Origin of the sequence: Pseudomonas sp. 8BK (genome assembly GCF_902506475.1) — a bacterium.
Taxonomy (GTDB): Bacteria; Pseudomonadota; Gammaproteobacteria; order Pseudomonadales; family Pseudomonadaceae; genus Aquipseudomonas; species Aquipseudomonas anguilliseptica.
Genome location: NZ_LR733252.1, coordinates 4144911 through 4161398, shown reverse-complemented (window position 1 = coordinate 4161398; position 16488 = coordinate 4144911). Strand labels below are relative to the sequence as shown.

The window sequence follows — 16488 nt, the reverse complement described above, 5'->3', positions numbered from 1 at the left end:
CGGCATTGAGATAAAGGCAGTCATGACCTTCGCAGTCATTCAAATGGTCAGCCAGGCCGATGTCCTGGCCAATCTGGCGCAGGCTCGGCAGTTGCTCGAACAGGCCGCTGCGCAAGGTGCGCGGCTGGCGGTGCTGCCAGAGAACTTCGCCGCCATGGGGCGACGTGATCAGGCCGCACTGGGGCGTGCCGAAGCACTGGGTGAGGGGCCGATTCTGCCCTGGCTGCAGCAGACTGCTCGCGACCTGGACCTGTGGATAGTTGCCGGCACCTTGGCCTTACCGCCGGATGGCCAGCCTGACGCCAAGGCTCACGCCTGCTCGCTGCTGATCGATAATGCCGGCCAGCGCGTGGCCCGCTATGACAAGCTGCACCTGTTTGATGTGGATGTCAGCGATAGCCACGGCCGCTATCGCGAGTCTGACGATTACGCTTTCGGCAGCCGGGTGGTGGTAGCCGATACCCCGGTTGGGCGGTTGGGCATGACGGTGTGTTATGACCTGCGCTTTCCTGAGCTGTACAGCGCTTTACGTGTCGAGGGAGCAGAGTTGGTCAGCGTGCCGGCGGCCTTTACTGCAGTTACTGGCGCGGCGCATTGGCAGATACTGACCCGCGCACGGGCCATCGAAACCCAGTGCTACGTGCTGGCGGCTGGGCAGGGTGGCAGCCATCCAGGCGGGCGCGAGACCTATGGTCATTCGGCGCTCGTCGATCCCTGGGGTCGCGTACTCGCCGAACAGCCACATGGGCTGGGCGTGCTGCTGGCCGAGCGCGATGCGGCCGAGCAGGCGGCGATCCGCCAGCGCATGCCGGTGGCACGGCATAAACGATTTTTTGCGGCAGCCGAACCACGGCTGCCAGGCGCAACAGTCATAAATGAGATTGAACAATGAACACTATGTTGGTATCCGTCAGTGAACATCTGCTGGGGCCGGGCGGTTTGACCATTGAGCATCTGCCCGCGGTCCTGGCTGACTTGGCCGGGCCGGGAATCGATGCTGCTGACCTGTACTTCCAGAGCCAGGTTTCGGAAACCTGGGCGCTGGAGGATGGCATCGTCAAGGAAGGCAGTTTCAACCTCGATCAGGGGGTCGGCGTGCGGGCCCAGTCCGGTGAGAAAACCGGTTTTGCCTACAGCAATGCGATCACCGCCGATGCTTTGAGCCAGGCGGCACGTGCCGCCCGTTCGATTGCCCGCGCGGGGCAAAATGGTCGCGTACAAGCGTTCAGCAGCCCTCTGGTCAAACCGCTGTATGTTCAGGACAATCCGCTGGATGTGCTGGGCCGGGCGGAAAAGGTCGAGCTGCTCAAGCGCATCGACGTCGCCACTCGCGCCCTCGATCCGCGAATCAAGCAGGTTTCCGTTAGCCTCGCTGGGGTTTGGGATCGCATTCTGGTGGCGGCTAACGACGGCAGCCTGGGTGCGGATATCCGCCCGCTGGTGCGCTTTAACGTCAGCGTGATCGTTGAGCAGAACGGTCGCCGCGAGCGCGGCAGCCATGGTGGCGGCGGACGTACCGATTACCGCTACTTCCTCGAACAGACCAGCAACAACGAAGAGCGCGCCATGGGCTATGCCCGTGAGGCCCTGCGCCAGGCGGTGGTCAATCTGGACGCGATTCCGGCACCGGCTGGCACGATGCCGGTGGTGATGGGCGCCGGTTGGTCTGGTGTGCTGCTGCACGAAGCGGTCGGCCATGGCCTGGAAGGCGATTTCAATCGCAAGGGCAGCTCGGCCTATAGTGGGCGTATGGGCGAGCAGGTGGCGTCCAGCCTGTGCACCATCGTCGATGACGGTACCCTGGCCAAGCGTCGGGGCTCCCTGAGCATGGACGATGAGGGCACCCAGACTCAGTGCACCACCCTCATCGAGAACGGCGTGCTCAAGGGCTATATGCAGGACAAGCTGAATGCCCGCCTGATGGGCGTGGCGTGCACCGGCAACGGTCGCCGTGAATCCTACGCGCACCTGCCGATGCCGCGCATGACCAATACCTACATGCTGGCCGGTGAGAGCGACCCGGAAGAAATCATTCGTTCGGTGAAGAAAGGCATCTACTGCGCCAACCTTGGCGGTGGTCAGGTCGATATCACCAGTGGCAAGTTCGTGTTTTCCACCAGCGAGGCCTACCTGATCGAGGACGGCAAGATCACCGCGCCGGTCAAAGGTGCCACCCTGATCGGCAATGGCCCGGAAGCCATGAGCAAGGTGTCGATGGTTGGTAACGATCTGGCGCTGGATAGCGGCGTGGGCACCTGCGGCAAGGACGGCCAGTCGGTACCGGTTGGCGTAGGCCAGCCGACGCTGAGGATTGATGCGATTACGGTGGGCGGGACGGGCGGGTGAGATTCGTAGGATGGGTTAGCCGAAAGCGTAACCCATCGTGATTGAGAGGATTAACGCAAGCCGCGCTGGGTTTCGTCCAGCTCGCGGATGTACTTGAAGATTTTGCGTGACGCGGCCGGCGCTTTGTTCTGCGCCAGTTCGTGCTGGCCCTGACGGATCAGCTGACGCAGGTGCTGGCGGTCGGCGTCGGGGTATTCGCCGACGAATTTTTCCAGAGTGTCGTCGCCGCCGTTGAGCAAGCGGTCGCGCCAGCGCTCCAGGTTGTGAAAGCGTTCGTTGTACTGGCGCGTTGAGGCGTCCAGCTGGTCAAGCAGGGTCAGGATGGCGGGGATATCCTGGTCGCGCATCAAGCGGCCGATAAACTGCACATGGCGCTTCTTCGCGGAGTTGGCGGTGTGTTTGGGCGCTTCGGCCAGCGCGCGGCGTAGCTCGTCGGTCAGCGGCAGCTTGTTTAGCAGGTCGGGTTTCAGGGTGGTCAGGCGTTGCCCCAGATCCTGTAGCGCATGTAACTCGCGCTTGACCTGGGTTTTGCTCTTCTCGCCGGAGAAGTCGTCAAGGTATTCAGACATGGTGGCGGTCCAGTGGAAAACGCCGACATGATAGCAGCAAGTTTCCAGCTGTAAGCGTCTGGCCTGTGTGGCCGCGTTTGCCGCTTATCGTTCAGGAGTTCTTATGAGTGCAGTAGACATCGTCGGCCCCCAGGCTGTGCCGCATTTGCAGGCGCAGGTGGAGCAGATTATTACTGAGGCCAAAAAACAGGGCGCGAGTGCCTGCGAGGTGGCTGTCTCGGTGGAACAGGGCTTGTCCACCACGGTGCGCCAGGGTGAAGTGGAAACGGTCGAGTTCAACCGCGATCAGGGTTTTGGCATCACCCTGTATGTCGGTCAGCGCAAGGGCTCGGCCAGCACCTCGGCGAGTGGTGAGGCAGCAATTCGCGAAACCGTCGCGGCGGCCCTGGCGATTGCCAAGCATGCCTCCGAAGATGAGTGCGCAGGCCTGGCCGATGCTGCGCTGATGGCCCGTGAGCTGCCGCAGCTGGATCTGTATCACGCCTGGTCGATCACGCCGGAGCAGGCCATCGAGCAGGCCTTGAGCTGCGAGGCAGCGGCTTTTGCGGTCGATCAGCGGATCAAGAACGCTGATGGCACCACGCTGAATACCCACCAGGGTTGCCGGGTCTACGGCAATAGCCATGGCTTTGTCAGCGGCTATGCCAGCACGCGGCACAGCCTGAGCTGCGTGATGATCGCCGAGGATGGCGGACAGATGCAGCGCGATTACTGGTACGACGTTAATCGCCAGGGCGAGTTGCTGGCCGATGCCGGCAGCATTGGCCGCCGCGCTGCCGAGCGTGCGGTAAGTCGTTTGGGCGCGCGTCCGGTGCCGACCTGTGAAGTGCCAGTACTGTTCTCTGCCGAGTTGGCGACAGGTTTGTTTGGCAGTTTTCTGGCGGCGATTTCCGGCGGCAACTTGTACCGCAAGTCATCCTTTCTTGAAGGTTCCCTCGGCCAACAGCTGTTCCCCGAGTGGCTGAAGCTCGATGAGCGCCCGCATATTCCTCGTGCGCTTGGCAGTGCAGCCTTCGATGGTGACGGTCTGGCGACTTACGCCAAATCCTTTGTCGAGCGCGGCGAACTGTTGTCCTATGTGCTCGGCACCTATTCCGGGCGCAAGCTGGGTATGCCCAGCACCGCCAACTCCGGCGGCGTGCACAACCTGTTTGTCAGCCATGGCGATGAAGACCAGAAGGCGCTGCTCAAGCGTATGGGGCGTGGGTTGCTGGTGACCGAACTGATGGGGCAGGGGCTGAATATGGTCACCGGTGACTATTCGCGCGGCGCCGGTGGTTACTGGGTGGAGAACGGCGAAATCCAGTTCCCGGTGCAGGAAGTCACCATCGCTGGCAACTTGCGTGACATGTTCAAGCAGGTTGTCGCGGTGGGTAATGATCTTGAGCTGCGCAGCAATATCCGCACCGGTTCAGTGCTGATCGAGCGCATGACGGTGGCCGGTAGTTGATTCCGCGTGTATGAAAAAGGGGCTGTCGCGTAAGCGTTCAGCCCCTTTTTACTGTCTCTCGATCAGCTATTCGCCTTCGTCGAAGTAGTTGTTGATCAGCTCGCTCAGGGCTTGCAGTGCCTCGTCGTCTTGCTCACCTTCGGTGTGCAGGTGCACGGCGGTGCCTTTGCCTGCAGCGAGCATCATCACCGCCATGATGCTTTTGCCGTCGACCAGGCTCTCAGGGGTGCGGCCGACCTTGACCTGGCAGGGAAAACGCCCGGCGACGCCGACAAACTTGGCCGCTGCGCGGGCGTGCAGGCCAAGCTTGTTGATAATGGTGATTTCGCAGGCGGGCATCGCGGCAATTCCTTAACTGAGGTCGCGGTGGCGAGTCTGAACGTTTTTCAGGATGGGTTTGAGGGTTTCGCCCAAGCGGTTGGCCAGGTGCACCGAGCGGTGATGGCCGCCGGTGCAGCCAATCGCCACCGTAACGTAGGCGCGGTTGCTGGCAGCAAAGCGTGGTAGCCATTTGCTCAGGTAGGCGAGGATGTCCTGGTACATGTCCTCGACATCGGCCTGGGCCGAGAGGTAGTCGACTACCGGCTGGTCGAGCCCAGAGAAATCGCGCAAGTCCGGCTTCCAATAGGGATTGGGCAGGCAGCGCACATCGAATACCAGATCAGCATCCACCGGCATGCCGCGTTTAAAACCAAAGGACTCAATCAGAAACGCAGTGCCGGGCTCAGGTTGATTGAGCAGGCGCAACTTGAGGCTGTCGCGCAGCTGATACAGATTGAGGTGGGTGGTGTCGATTTTTAGGTCGGCCAGATCGATTATCGGCCCGAGCAGCAGGCTTTCATCGGCGATGGCTTCCGCCAGCGAGCGGCTCTCGTTAGTCAGCGGGTGACGTCGGCGGGTTTCCGAGAAACGCTTGAGCAGGGTTTCTTCGTCAGCATCCAGGTAGATCACATCACACTTGATATGCCGTGCGCGAACTTCGTCAAGCAGCTCGGGAAAGCGCTTGAGATGGCTCGGCAGGTTGCGGGCATCAATCGACACTGCGACCTGTGGGTGCAGCAGCTCTGTGTGCAGCAGAGCGCGCTCGGCCAGTTCAGGTAGCAGGCCGGCTGGCAGGTTGTCGATGCAGTAGAAACCGTTGTCCTCAAGTACATCGAGGGCGGTGCTCTTCCCGGAGCCGGAGCGACCGCTAACGATGATCAGGCGCATGCTCAGGCTCGGTTGAGTTGGCTTTGTACGTCCACGACCACCTGGTACAGGGCTTCGCTGCTTTCGGCTTGGCGCAGGCTGGCGCGCACATCGCTGCGGTCTAGCATGCTGGCGATCTGCCGAAGCAGCTCCAGGTGAGCATCGGTGGCCGCTTCGGGCACCAGCAGGACAAACAGCAGGTCCACAGGCGCGCCGTCGATGGCGTCGAAGTCTACGGCGGAGTCCAGGCGCAGCAAGGCACTGATCGGTGCGGTGCAACCGGGCAGGCGACAGTGCGGAATGGCAATGCCATTACCGAAACCGGTCGAGCCTAGTTTTTCCCGGGCAATCAGGCTTTCGAAGATGTCTTGGCCATCCAGGTCAGGCAGCTCGCGCGCCACCAGGTTGGCAATCTGTTCGAGGACACGTTTTTTGCTGCCGCCCGGCACGTTCACCAGGGAACGGCCGGGGGTCAGGATGGTTTCAAGTCGGATCATAGGAGATAGACGATGTCAGCGGGCCATAGCGCCCTGTTGACGGTCGAGCTGTTTTTCCTTGTGTTTGATGAGTTGTCGGTCGAGTTTATCAGTCAGTAGGTCGATGGCTGCGTACATGTCTTCATGTTCGGCATTGGCGACGACTTCGCCGCCGGCAATGTGCAGGGTCGCTTCGATTTTCTGTTTGAGCTTCTCGACCTCCATGGTGACTTGCACGTTGGTAATCTTGTCGAAGTGGCGCTCCAATCGGCCGAGTTTTTCGGCGATGTAGTCGCGCAGGGCGTCGGTCACATCCAGCTGGTGTCCACTGATGTTGACTTGCATACCGCTTTCTCCTTGTTGCCGTGTGTAAGAGGCAGGCAAGAGGCCTGCCGCCGGAACACTTTGGCGTGGAAGACTCTGACAGAACGAGCCTGGCACGGCCGCTAATTGCTTGTTGGCAGTATGGCTGCTTTTGCGAAAAGGCGAGGCCTGGGCGTGTTCTGTGCAGTGCGATCTGTCTTCCTTCTTCGTGCCGCCTTAGATCAATCGTTTGCGCTCACTGGAAGGCGCTATTCCGAGGGATTCACGGTACTTGGCGACCGTGCGGCGGGCTACTTGAATGCCCTGTGCCTCCAGTAAACCAGCGATCTTGCTGTCACTCAACGGCTTTTTCGCATTTTCCGCGGCGACCAGTTTTTTGATGATGGCGCGGATCGCCGTAGACGAGCACTCGCCGCCTTCGGAGGTGCTGACGTGGCTGGAAAAGAAATATTTCAGCTCGTAAATACCGCGCGGGGTGTGCATAAATTTCTGTGTGGTCACCCGCGAAATAGTCGACTCGTGCATGCCCACGGCTTCAGCAATATCGTGCAGCACCAGGGGTTTCATCGCCTCATCGCCGTAGTCGAGGAAACCACGCTGATGTTCGACGATCTGTGTGGCAACCTTCATCAGGGTTTCGTTACGGCTTTGCAGGCTTTTGATAAACCAGCGCGCTTCTTGCAGCTGGTTACGCATGAAAGTGTTGTCGGCGCTGGAGTCGGCGCGCTTCACAAAACCGGCGTACTGCGCGTTGACCCGCAGGCGTGGCATAGCTTCCTGGTTGAGCTCCACCAGCCAGCGTTCGTTGTGTTTGCGCACGATTACATCGGGCACCACGTATTCCGGCTCACTGGATTCGATTTGCGAGCCAGGGCGCGGGTTGAGGCTTTGAATCAGGTCGATAACCTGGCGCAGTTCGTCTTCCTTGAGCTTCATGCGGCGCATCAGCTGGCTGTAGTCGCGGCTGCCGAGCAGGTCGAGGTAGTCGCTGGCCAGGCGCTGGGCTTCGCTCAGCCATGGGGTTTTCGCCGGCAGCTGGCGCAGTTGCAGGAGCAGGCACTCGCCCAGGTTGCGCGCGGCGATGCCGGTAGGCTCGAACTGCTGGATGCGGTGCAGCACGGCTTCGACTTCGTCGAGCTCAATATCCAGTTCCGGATCGAAGGCTTCGACCACTTCTTCCAGGGTCTCTTCCAGATAGCCCTGTTCGTTGATGCAATCGATCAGGGTGACGCCGATCAGGCGATCCTTGTCCGACATCGGGGCCAGGTTGAGCTGCCATAGCAGGTGGCTTTGCAGGCTCTCGCCGCTGGAGGTGCGGGTGGTGAAGTCCCACTCGTCATCATCGTTGGTGCTGCTGGGCAGGCTGCTGGCGCTGGTCTGGTAGATGTCTTCCCAGGCGGTATCGACGGGCAGCTCATTAGGAATGCGTTCGGCCCAATCACCTTCTTCCAGGTTGTCCACGGTCTGCGTGGCTTCCTGGTAGTTGGTTTCCTGATAGGGCGCTTCGGTCTGTTCGCTGGGGCTGGCGCTTTCTGCGCCATCGGCCATAGGGTCCGAGTTGTCGAAATCATCGCCATCTTCCTGGCGTTCGAGCATCGGGTTGGACTCCAAGGCCTCCTGGATCTCTTGCTGCAGATCCAGGGTCGACAGTTGGAGCAGGCGGATGGCCTGTTGCAGCTGCGGTGTCATCGTCAGCTGCTGGCCCATTCTCAGGACTAGCGATGGTTTCATTGCAGACCTTATTTACCGGCGTCTGTGCGCAATCCACTACAGGGCGTTTTCAAAAAGCGCCACTAGGAAGCAAATTATATGCCTGACTTTAAGGGTTTTGCCTAGCCTTGGCTGCAGCCGGCTTGAGAAAAGCTGTGGTTACAGCCGGAACTCATGCCCCAGGTAAACTTCTTTGACTGTCTGGTTGGCCAGAATAGTCTCGGCGTCACCCTCTGCAATCAGTTGACCATCGCTGACGATATAGGCGGTTTCGCAGATATCCAGGGTCTCGCGCACGTTGTGATCGGTGATTAATACACCGATGCCCTTGGCCTTGAGGTGATGGATGATCTGCTTGATATCGCCCACGGAAATCGGGTCGACACCGGCGAAGGGTTCGTCGAGCAGGATGAACTTGGGGTTGGTCGCCAAGGCGCGGGCAATTTCCACGCGGCGGCGCTCACCACCGGACAGGCTCATGCCAAGGTTGTCGCGGATATGGCTGATATGGAACTCCTGCAGCAGCCCCTCAAGTTCCTTGCGGCGTGCAGCGCCATCTAGGTCCTTGCGGGTTTCCAGGATGGCCATAATGTTGTCGGCCACGCTTAGCTTGCGGAAAATAGAGGCTTCCTGCGGCAGGTAGCCAATACCGGCGCGAGCGCGGCCATGCATGGGCTGATGACTGACATCGAGATCGTCGATCATCACGCGGCCCTGGTCGGCCTGGACCAGGCCAACGATCATATAGAAGCAGGTGGTCTTACCGGCCCCGTTGGGGCCAAGCAGGCCGACGATCTGTCCGCTGTCGATGCTCAAGCTGACGTCGCGCACGACCTGGCGGCCTTTGTAGCTCTTGGCCAGATGCTGGGCTTTCAATGTGGCCATTATTACTGCGCCTGCTGGTCGGCTGGTTTGTTCTTCGGCTGGATCACCATGTCGATGCGCGGACGTGGCGCAGTGACATTGGTGCCTGTGGCGCGGCCGGCGTTGACGATCTGGCGTTGGGTGTCATAGACGATTTTCTCGCCTTCGAAGGTGTTGCCTTCCTGAATCACCTTGGCCTGATCAATCAGTACCACGCGCTCGTTGGCCATAAAGTACTGGATGGTCAAACCGTAGGCCTTGACGATCTGCTTGTCGGCTGATGGCAGTTGCTCGTAGTAGGCCGGCTTGCCGACGGAGGTAAATACCTCGACATCGCCCTGGGCATTCTGGGTGATGGTCACGGTGTCGCCGGTGACCTTCATGGTGCCCTGGGTGATAACTACGTCACCGCGATAGACAGCAACGCCTTGCTTGTCATCCAGCTCCGCGCTGTCAGCCTGGATACGGATCGGCTGTTCGCGGTCGGATGGCAGGGCCCAGGCGCTGACACTTCCGAGTGCGGCGCTGAGGCTGAGTAGTAGGGGGAGGGTGTTAACGAGCCTCATGCTGACCTCTTACGTTGGACAGCAGGAGCATCCTGCCGTCATTCATGTACGCTTTCATTCCTTTTGCCGTGGTCACCCCATTGGCCGCGTCGATTCTAACGGCTTGCTGGGTCTGCGCATATTCCTTCTCGGGGAATACGGTCAGGCGGCTGGTGGTGAGGATGGTCGGGCGGCCTTTGGCGTCAGTGCGCTCGACGCGCACCTTGTCGATCAGCTCGACCTCGGCCCCCCCTGGCGACACTTCACCGCGCTCACTGTGGATTTTCCAGGGAAGCTCAGTGCCGCGGAACAGGCTCATGTTCGGGCTGGTCATCAGGGTGATGTCACTGGCCTTGACGTGCTCGACCTTGTCGGCGGTCAGTTCGTAGTGCAGCTTGCCGTCGGCCTGGTATTGCACGGTGTAGGTGTTGGTGGCGTAAAAGTCGATAGCGTTATCAGTCCCAGTGCTGCGGGATTGTTCGTTAAAGCCATCCGGGTTGAGGTTCCAGTAGCCGAGCGCCGCCACCAGTAGTGCGACAAAGGCGAGCAGAACAATATTGAATAACTTGCGGGGCATGGTGGGCCTATAGGTAAGCGGCTTGAGCGGCTTCAAGGGTGCCTTGGGCGTGCATGATCAGTTCGCAGAACTCACGGGCTGCGCCTTCGCCACCGCGAGCGCGGGTAATCCCGTGGGCATGTTGGCGAACAAAGCCGTCGGCACTGGCGACTGCCATGCCCAGGCCTACGCGGCGGATCACCGGCAGATCGGGCAGGTCGTCACCGAGGTATGCGACCTGTGTATAGTCTAGGCCCAGTTCGCCGAGCAACTCATCAAGAACTACCAGCTTGTCTTCGCGGCCCTGATACAGGTGTTGAATCCCCAGGTTCTGCGCCCGGCGCTCTACGACTGGAGTTTTGCGGCCGCTGATAATCGCGGTACGCACGCCGGAGTTGATCAGCATCTTGATGCCGTGGCCGTCGAGAGTGTTGAAAGTCTTGAATTCGCTGCCGTCGACGAGGAAGTACAGCTTGCCGTCGGTAAGTACGCCGTCGACATCGAAAATGGCCAGCTTGATAGCTTGGGCGCGTTGCAGCAGGTCGGGGCTGGTCAGGTCAGTACTCATTACATCACTCCGGCGCGGAGCAGGTCATGCATGTTCAGTGCGCCAATTGGCAGATCGTTGTCGTCGATCACCACCAGCGAGCTGATCTTGTGGTCTTCCATGATTTTCAAAGCCTCTGCCGCGAGCATTTCCGCGCGAGCGGTCTTGCCATGGGCGGTCATTACGTCATCGATAATGGTCTGGCGCACGTCGATGTTGCGATCCAGGGTACGGCGCAGATCGCCGTCGGTGAATATCCCGGCCAGGCGGCCGTCTTCCTCGGTCACCACGGTCATGCCCAGGCCTTTCTGGGTCATTTCCAGCAGCGCGTCGCGTAGCGAGGTGCCGCGTTTGACGCGGGGCAGGCTGTCGCCGGCGTGCATGACGTTTTCCACCTTGAGCAGCAGGCGTCGGCCCAATGCGCCGCCAGGATGAGAGAACGCAAAGTCTTCGGCGGTAAAACCGCGGGCTTCCAGCAGGGCAATGGCCAGGGCGTCGCCCAGCACCAGGGATACGGTGGTGGAGGAGGTTGGGGCCAGATTCAGCGGGCAGGCTTCCTGGGATACGCGGGCGTCCAGGTTGACTTCGGCAGCCTTGGCCAGTGGTGACTCCGGGTTACCGGTCATGCTGATCAATGTGATGCCGAGGCGTTTGATCAGCGGCAGCAAGGTGACAATTTCTGCCGTAGAGCCCGAGTTGGACAGTGCCAGTACCACATCGTCGCGAGTGATCATGCCCATATCGCCGTGGCTCGCTTCGGCCGGATGCACAAAGAACGCCGTGGTGCCGGTGCTGGCCAGGGTGGCGGCAATCTTGTTGCCGACGTGGCCGGATTTGCCCATGCCGACCACTACCACGCGGCCTTTGCTGGCGAGAATTAGCTCGCAGGCACGCACAAAATCACCGTTGATACGCGCCAGCAGATCCTGGATGGCTTCGAGTTCCAGGCGGATGGTGCGCTGTGCTGACTGGATCAGATCGCTTGGCTGGCTCATGACTTCTCTGCGGCGTACGGGCTAAAAGCTGCCGATTATAACGGTAAAGGTGCGCCTGCCCAGTATTTCCAGTGGCGAGTTGGTTGCAGAAATTGTGCGGCGCTTATCTTCGGCAACACCTTCCGTCTTGGGCGAGGAATGCCGCGATGGTATAGTTCGCGGCCATTTTCGGTACGTTCGACGACCAGTAGTGCCCTTTGTTCGGGGCTATACGTCAGTCAGGCAAGCGTTGAGCAAGGAGTCCAGATGAGCGCCGAGAACCCGTATGCAGTTGAGCTGAAGAACGTCAGCTTCAAACGCGGCGAGCGGGATATTTTCAAAAACATCGATATCCGCATTCCCCGTGGCAAGGTCACCGGGATCATGGGGCCGTCTGGCTGTGGCAAAACCACGCTGCTGCGTTTGATCGCTGCCGAGCTCAAGCCGAGCCAGGGTGAAGTTTGGGTCAATGGCCTGAATTTGCCGACGTTGTCGCGCAACGATTTGTTCGACATGCGCAAACAGATGGGTGTGCTGTTCCAGAGTGGTGCGCTTTTTACTGACTTGGACGTGTTCGAGAACGTTGCTTTTCCGCTGCGGGTGCACACCAAGCTGCCGGAAGAGATGATTCGCGACATCGTGCTGATGAAACTGCAGGCTGTGGGGCTGCGTGGTGCCCTTGAGCTGATGCCCGACGAGCTGTCGGGTGGCATGAAGCGGCGCGTGGCATTGGCTCGAGCGATTGCTCTTGATCCGCAAATACTTATGTATGACGAGCCTTTTGTCGGCCAGGACCCGATAGCCATGGGCGTTCTGGTGCGCCTGATTCGTCTGCTGAGCGATGCGCTGGGGATCACCAGTATCGTGGTGTCCCATGACCTGGCGGAGACCGCGAGCATTGCCGACTACATCTATGTAGTCGGTGACACTCAGGTGCTTGGGCAGGGCACGCCGGCTGAGTTGATGGCGTCGGATAACCCACGTGTGCGTCAGTTTATGCAGGGCATCCCCGATGGCCCGGTACCGTTCCACTTTCCCGCGGCCAATTACCGCGACGATCTTCTGGGGGAGCGCTGATGCGCAAGACATCTGTGCTCGAGCGGGTGCGCCTGTTCGGTCGCGCCGGTATTGATGTGGTTGCCACACTGGGGCGATCGGGGCTGTTTCTGCTGCGTGCGCTGTTTGGTCGTGGCTCGACCGGCAATAGCTTTCAGTTGCTGATCAAGCAGCTGTATTCGGTTGGGGTGATGTCCCTGGCCATTATTGTTGTGTCCGGCATCTTTATCGGCATGGTGCTGTCGCTGCAGGGCTTCAGCATCCTGGCCAAGTACGGCTCGGAGCAGGCGGTGGGGCAGATGGTCGCCCTGACTCTATTGCGTGAACTGGGGCCGGTGGTCACAGCCTTGCTGTTTGCCGGTCGCGCCGGCTCGGCGCTGACCGCGGAAATCGGCAATATGAAATCCACCGAGCAGCTGTCGAGTCTGGCGATGATCGGCGTCGACCCGCTCAAATATATTGTCGCCCCGCGGCTGTGGGCCGGTTTTATCTCGATGCCGTTGCTGGCGATGATCTTCAGCGTGGTCGGTATCTGGGGCGGTGCGATGGTCGCCGTCGACTGGCTGGGGGTTTATGAGGGCTCGTTCTGGGCCAATATGCAAAGCAGTGTTTCGTTTCGCGAAGATGTGCTCAATGGTGTGATCAAGAGCGTGGTCTTTGCGTTTGTCGTGACCTGGATCGCCGTGTTCCAAGGCTATGACTGTGAGCCGACTTCGGAAGGGATTAGTCGTGCCACCACCAAAACCGTGGTGTACGCCTCGCTCGCCGTATTGGGGCTGGACTTTATTCTGACCGCTTTGATGTTTGGAGATTTCTGATGCAGAACCGCACGCTGGAAATTGGTGTCGGCTTGTTCCTGTTGGCCGGGTTGTTGGCCTTGTTACTGCTGGCCTTGCGTGTCAGCGGTTTGACTGTAGGCAGCAGCGACAATACCTACAAGGTGTATGCGCACTTTGAGAATATCGCCGGTTTGACTGTCAGATCTAAAGTGACCATGGCAGGTGTAACAATCGGCAAGGTCACGGCGATTGATCTGGACCGCAACAGCTATATGGGGCGCGTCACCATGGTGTTGGATGATGCCGTGGATAACCTGCCGGCAGACTCCACTGCGTCGATTCTGACCGCAGGTCTGCTGGGCGAGAAATACATCGGGATTAGCGTGGGCGGCGAAGAAGAAGTGCTGCGCGATGGTGGCACCATTCACGACACGCAGTCGTCATTGGTGCTGGAAGACCTGATTGGCAAGTTCCTGCTCAATTCGGTCAACAAAGACCAGGCTAATTAATAGAGGTAATGGACATGTTCAAAACGCTGCGTAACGGTTTGTTTATCTGCTTGGCCACCATCTCATTCCAGGCGTTGGCAGCTCCGGCTGCTCATGAAGTGGTGCAGCAGACCACCACTACGCTGCTGGCCGACCTCAAGGCCAACAAGGAGCAGTACCGCACCGATCCAGGCGCGTTTTACAGCGCCCTGAACAACATTCTCGGTCCGGTTGTGGATGTCGATGGGATTTCCCGTGGTGTGATGACGGTGCGCTATTCGCGTCAGGCCTCGCCCGAGCAGATGCAGCGCTTTCAGGAAAACTTCAAGCGCAGCCTGATGCAGTTCTATGGCAATGCCCTGTTGGAATACAACAACCAGGACATTCGCGTGCTGCCGGTCAGTGGCCCGCAGGACCCTGAGCGCACCTCGGTAAATATGGAGATCAAGGACGGCAAGGGTACGGTTTATCCGCTGTCCTACACCATGGTCAGCCTCGATGGCAGCTGGAAGATGCGCAACGTGATCATCAACGGCATCAACGTCGGCAAGTTGTTTCGTGATCAGTTCTCCCAGGCCATGCAGGACAATCGTAACGATCTGGACAAGGTCATCGACAACTGGACCGAGACCGTTGCCAAAGCCCGCCAAGGGGCCGATGCATCGTGAGTCAAGCCAGTATCCGTGAGGCGTCACCTGGCGTTTTTAGCCTGACTGGCGTGCTTGATTACCTGAGCGCGCCGGCGCTGCGTGAGCAAGGTGAACGCCTGTTCAGGGTTAGTCCGGCGGTGGCGTGCGTGATTGATTGCGCGGGTGTGGAGAAATCCAGCAGCGTCGGGCTGTCGCTGTTGTTGGCATTTATGCGTGACGCCAATGCAGCGGGCAAGACTCTGAGAGTGAGTAACCTGCCCAAAGACATGCGTGAAATCGCCAGCGTTTGCGGTTTGTTGGAAATCCTCCCGTTGCAGGCTTGAGCAGGGCTTCGGTCGGCTGGCAGTAATGCGGGGTTCGCAGGCAGGGGGCTTTTTTGTATGATGCTCGACCCGCGAGCGTCTGCTCGGCTGTCGTTAATTTATGCATTGATCGAGGTTGAGCATGCAGGCCTTAGAAGTAAAGAGTCTCCTTGAGGCTAAATTGCCGGATACCCAGGTGGAAGTTGAAGGCGAAGGCTGCAACTTTCAGCTGAACCTGATCAGTGACGAATTGGCCGCTCTTAGCCCGGTCAAGCGCCAGCAGCAGATCTACGCTCACCTCAATGCCTGGATCGCCGATGGCAGTATCCACGCCGTGAGTATGAAATTCTTTAGCCGTGCCGATTGGGCCGCGCGCTCCTAAACCGAGAGAATCATGGACAAACTGATTATTACCGGCGGTGTGCGCCTTGATGGCGAAATCCGCATTTCCGGGGCGAAGAACTCTGCCCTGCCGATTCTCGCCGCCACCCTGCTTGGTGATGCGCCGGTCACCATCTGCAACCTGCCGCACCTGCACGACATCACCACCATGATCGAGCTGTTCGGCCGCATGGGTATCGAGCCGATCATCGACGAGAAGCTCAGCGTGGAAGTTGACGCGCGGGCGATCAAGACGCTGGTTGCGCCCTACGAGCTGGTGAAAACCATGCGCGCTTCGATTCTGGTACTCGGCCCGATGGTCGCGCGTTTCGGTTATGCCGAAGTGGCTCTGCCAGGTGGTTGCGCCATCGGCTCGCGTCCGGTTGACCTGCACATCCGTGGCCTGGAAGCCATGGGCGCGATCATTGATGTCGAAGCCGGTTACATCAAGGCCAGGGCCCCAGAGGGCGGTCTGCGTGGCGCGCACTTCTTCTTCGATACCGTCAGCGTGACCGGTACCGAGAACATCATGATGGCCGCGACCCTGGCCAAAGGCCGTAGCGTGCTGGAAAACGCCGCGCGCGAGCCGGAAGTGGTCGATCTGGCCAACTGCCTGATCGCCATGGGCGCAAAAATCAGCGGCGCCGGCACCGACACCATCACCATCGATGGTGTTGAGCGCCTGCACGGTGCTCGCTTCAGCGTGATGCCTGACCGTATCGAAACCGGCACTTACCTGGTGGCTGCTGCTGTGACGGGCGGCCGGGTCAAGGTCAAGGACACCGATCCGACCACCCTGGAAGCGGTGCTGTCCAAGCTGCAGGAAGCGGGTGCAGAAATCACCTGCGGCAACGACTGGATCGAGCTGAACATGCACGGCAAGCGGCCGAAAGCCGTCAACCTGCGTACTGCTCCCTACCCGGCGTTCCCCACTGATATGCAAGCGCAGTTTATCGCCCTCAATGCAATTGCCGAGGGTACCGGCACGGTGATCGAAACCGTGTTTGAAAACCGCTTTATGCATGTGCATGAAATGATTCGTATGGGCGCGCAGATCCAGGTCGAAGGCAACACCGCCATCGTCACCGGCGTCGAAACCCTCAAAGGCGCGCCTGTTATGGCCACCGACCTGCGTGCATCCGCCAGTCTGGTGATTTCGGCGTTGGTTGCCGAGGGCGACACGCTGATCGACCGCATCTACCACATCGACCGTGGTTACGAATGCATCGAAGAGAAGCTGCAGTTGCTGGGGGCGAAGATTCGCCGCGTGCCGGGCTAAGACC

21 protein-coding genes are annotated in these 16488 nt (G+C 59.6%); 10 read left to right on the top strand and 11 right to left on the bottom strand.

The window, feature by feature from the left end:
- Positions 1–22: 22 nt before the first annotated feature.
- On the top strand, positions 23–892 hold the full coding sequence (locus ACIN8IBEIGE_RS19460) for a carbon-nitrogen hydrolase family protein (protein WP_160016099.1): 870 nt from the start codon (positions 23–25) through the stop codon (positions 890–892).
- Positions 889–2346 carry a metalloprotease TldD gene (gene tldD / locus ACIN8IBEIGE_RS19455; RefSeq protein ID WP_160016098.1) on the top strand — a complete coding sequence of 486 codons (1458 nt, stop codon included), beginning with the start codon at positions 889–891 and terminating at the stop codon, positions 2344–2346. Before ACIN8IBEIGE_RS19460 ends, tldD begins: the two co-directional genes overlap by 4 nt.
- Before the next feature lie 50 nt (positions 2347–2396).
- Here the strand turns inward: tldD and yjgA are convergent, their stop codons facing one another.
- Positions 2397–2915, bottom strand: a complete 519-nt coding sequence (gene yjgA / locus ACIN8IBEIGE_RS19450; protein WP_160016097.1) for a ribosome biogenesis factor YjgA — start codon at positions 2913–2915, stop codon at positions 2397–2399.
- Between the two features lie 103 nt (positions 2916–3018).
- Here yjgA and pmbA point away from each other — a divergent pair, with 103 nt between their 5' ends.
- Positions 3019–4365 carry a metalloprotease PmbA gene (gene pmbA / locus ACIN8IBEIGE_RS19445; RefSeq protein ID WP_160016096.1) on the top strand — a complete coding sequence of 449 codons (1347 nt, stop codon included), beginning with the start codon at positions 3019–3021 and terminating at the stop codon, positions 4363–4365.
- Between the two features lie 66 nt (positions 4366–4431).
- Here the strand turns inward: pmbA and ACIN8IBEIGE_RS19440 are convergent, their stop codons facing one another.
- The 10 genes from ACIN8IBEIGE_RS19440 to ACIN8IBEIGE_RS19395 all read right to left on the bottom strand — a co-directional run bounded on the left by ACIN8IBEIGE_RS19440 (position 4432) and on the right by ACIN8IBEIGE_RS19395 (position 11570).
- The gene (locus tag ACIN8IBEIGE_RS19440; RefSeq protein WP_160016095.1) at positions 4432–4704 is read right to left on the bottom strand and encodes an HPr family phosphocarrier protein; all 273 of its coding nucleotides are present in this window, start codon (positions 4702–4704) and stop codon (positions 4432–4434) included.
- A 12-nt stretch (positions 4705–4716) separates the two neighbouring features.
- Positions 4717–5574, bottom strand: a complete 858-nt coding sequence (gene rapZ, locus ACIN8IBEIGE_RS19435; RefSeq protein ID WP_160016094.1) for an RNase adapter RapZ — start codon at positions 5572–5574, stop codon at positions 4717–4719.
- A 2-nt stretch (positions 5575–5576) separates the two neighbouring features.
- Positions 5577–6050 carry a PTS IIA-like nitrogen regulatory protein PtsN gene (gene ptsN, locus ACIN8IBEIGE_RS19430; RefSeq protein WP_160016093.1) on the bottom strand — a complete coding sequence of 158 codons (474 nt, stop codon included), beginning with the start codon at positions 6048–6050 and terminating at the stop codon, positions 5577–5579.
- A gap of 15 nt (positions 6051–6065) precedes the next feature.
- Positions 6066–6374 carry a ribosome hibernation-promoting factor, HPF/YfiA family gene (hpf, locus tag ACIN8IBEIGE_RS19425; RefSeq protein WP_090377088.1) on the bottom strand — a complete coding sequence of 103 codons (309 nt, stop codon included), beginning with the start codon at positions 6372–6374 and terminating at the stop codon, positions 6066–6068.
- 195 nt (positions 6375–6569) lie between these two features.
- On the bottom strand, positions 6570–8084 hold the full coding sequence (locus tag ACIN8IBEIGE_RS19420; protein WP_160016092.1) for an RNA polymerase factor sigma-54: 1515 nt from the start codon (positions 8082–8084) through the stop codon (positions 6570–6572).
- 138 nt (positions 8085–8222) lie between these two features.
- Positions 8223–8948, bottom strand: coding sequence for an LPS export ABC transporter ATP-binding protein (gene lptB, locus ACIN8IBEIGE_RS19415; RefSeq protein WP_136665423.1), 726 nt, complete (start codon positions 8946–8948; stop codon positions 8223–8225).
- Positions 8949–8950: 2 nt separating this feature from the next.
- Complete coding sequence (gene lptA / locus ACIN8IBEIGE_RS19410) at positions 8951–9493, bottom strand: lipopolysaccharide transport periplasmic protein LptA (RefSeq protein ID WP_090255504.1); 543 nt, start codon at positions 9491–9493, stop codon at positions 8951–8953.
- Positions 9480–10049: an LPS export ABC transporter periplasmic protein LptC gene (lptC, locus tag ACIN8IBEIGE_RS19405; protein ID WP_160016091.1), complete on the bottom strand. Its 570-nt coding sequence runs from the start codon at positions 10047–10049 to the stop codon at positions 9480–9482. The genes lptA and lptC overlap by 14 nt, the downstream gene beginning before the upstream one ends.
- Before the next feature lie 7 nt (positions 10050–10056).
- The gene (locus ACIN8IBEIGE_RS19400; RefSeq protein ID WP_160016090.1) at positions 10057–10596 is read right to left on the bottom strand and encodes an HAD family hydrolase; all 540 of its coding nucleotides are present in this window, start codon (positions 10594–10596) and stop codon (positions 10057–10059) included.
- Positions 10596–11570 (bottom strand): KpsF/GutQ family sugar-phosphate isomerase, encoded by a 975-nt coding sequence (locus ACIN8IBEIGE_RS19395; protein WP_160016089.1) that lies wholly within the window; start codon positions 11568–11570, stop codon positions 10596–10598. Before ACIN8IBEIGE_RS19395 ends, ACIN8IBEIGE_RS19400 begins: the two co-directional genes overlap by 1 nt.
- 246 nt (positions 11571–11816) lie before the next feature.
- Between ACIN8IBEIGE_RS19395 and ACIN8IBEIGE_RS19390 the strand changes: the two genes are divergently transcribed.
- The 7 genes from ACIN8IBEIGE_RS19390 (at position 11817) to murA (ending at position 16484) form a co-directional block, all read left to right on the top strand.
- Positions 11817–12626 (top strand): ATP-binding cassette domain-containing protein, encoded by an 810-nt coding sequence (locus ACIN8IBEIGE_RS19390; RefSeq protein WP_160016088.1) that lies wholly within the window; start codon positions 11817–11819, stop codon positions 12624–12626.
- Positions 12626–13423, top strand: coding sequence for a lipid asymmetry maintenance ABC transporter permease subunit MlaE (mlaE, locus tag ACIN8IBEIGE_RS19385; protein ID WP_160016087.1), 798 nt, complete (start codon positions 12626–12628; stop codon positions 13421–13423). The genes ACIN8IBEIGE_RS19390 and mlaE overlap by 1 nt, the downstream gene beginning before the upstream one ends.
- Positions 13423–13893 (top strand): outer membrane lipid asymmetry maintenance protein MlaD, encoded by a 471-nt coding sequence (mlaD, locus tag ACIN8IBEIGE_RS19380; RefSeq protein ID WP_160016086.1) that lies wholly within the window; start codon positions 13423–13425, stop codon positions 13891–13893. The genes mlaE and mlaD overlap by 1 nt, the downstream gene beginning before the upstream one ends.
- 14 nt (positions 13894–13907) lie before the next feature.
- Positions 13908–14540 carry a phospholipid-binding protein MlaC gene (locus ACIN8IBEIGE_RS19375; RefSeq protein ID WP_160016085.1) on the top strand — a complete coding sequence of 211 codons (633 nt, stop codon included), beginning with the start codon at positions 13908–13910 and terminating at the stop codon, positions 14538–14540.
- Complete coding sequence (locus tag ACIN8IBEIGE_RS19370) at positions 14537–14845, top strand: lipid asymmetry maintenance protein MlaB (protein WP_160016084.1); 309 nt, start codon at positions 14537–14539, stop codon at positions 14843–14845. The genes ACIN8IBEIGE_RS19375 and ACIN8IBEIGE_RS19370 overlap by 4 nt, the downstream gene beginning before the upstream one ends.
- Positions 14846–14966: 121 nt before the next feature.
- On the top strand, positions 14967–15206 hold the full coding sequence (locus ACIN8IBEIGE_RS19365) for a BolA family protein (protein ID WP_090255487.1): 240 nt from the start codon (positions 14967–14969) through the stop codon (positions 15204–15206).
- 12 nt (positions 15207–15218) lie between these two features.
- Positions 15219–16484, top strand: coding sequence for a UDP-N-acetylglucosamine 1-carboxyvinyltransferase (murA, locus tag ACIN8IBEIGE_RS19360; protein WP_160016083.1), 1266 nt, complete (start codon positions 15219–15221; stop codon positions 16482–16484).
- Positions 16485–16488: the final 4 nt, after the last annotated feature.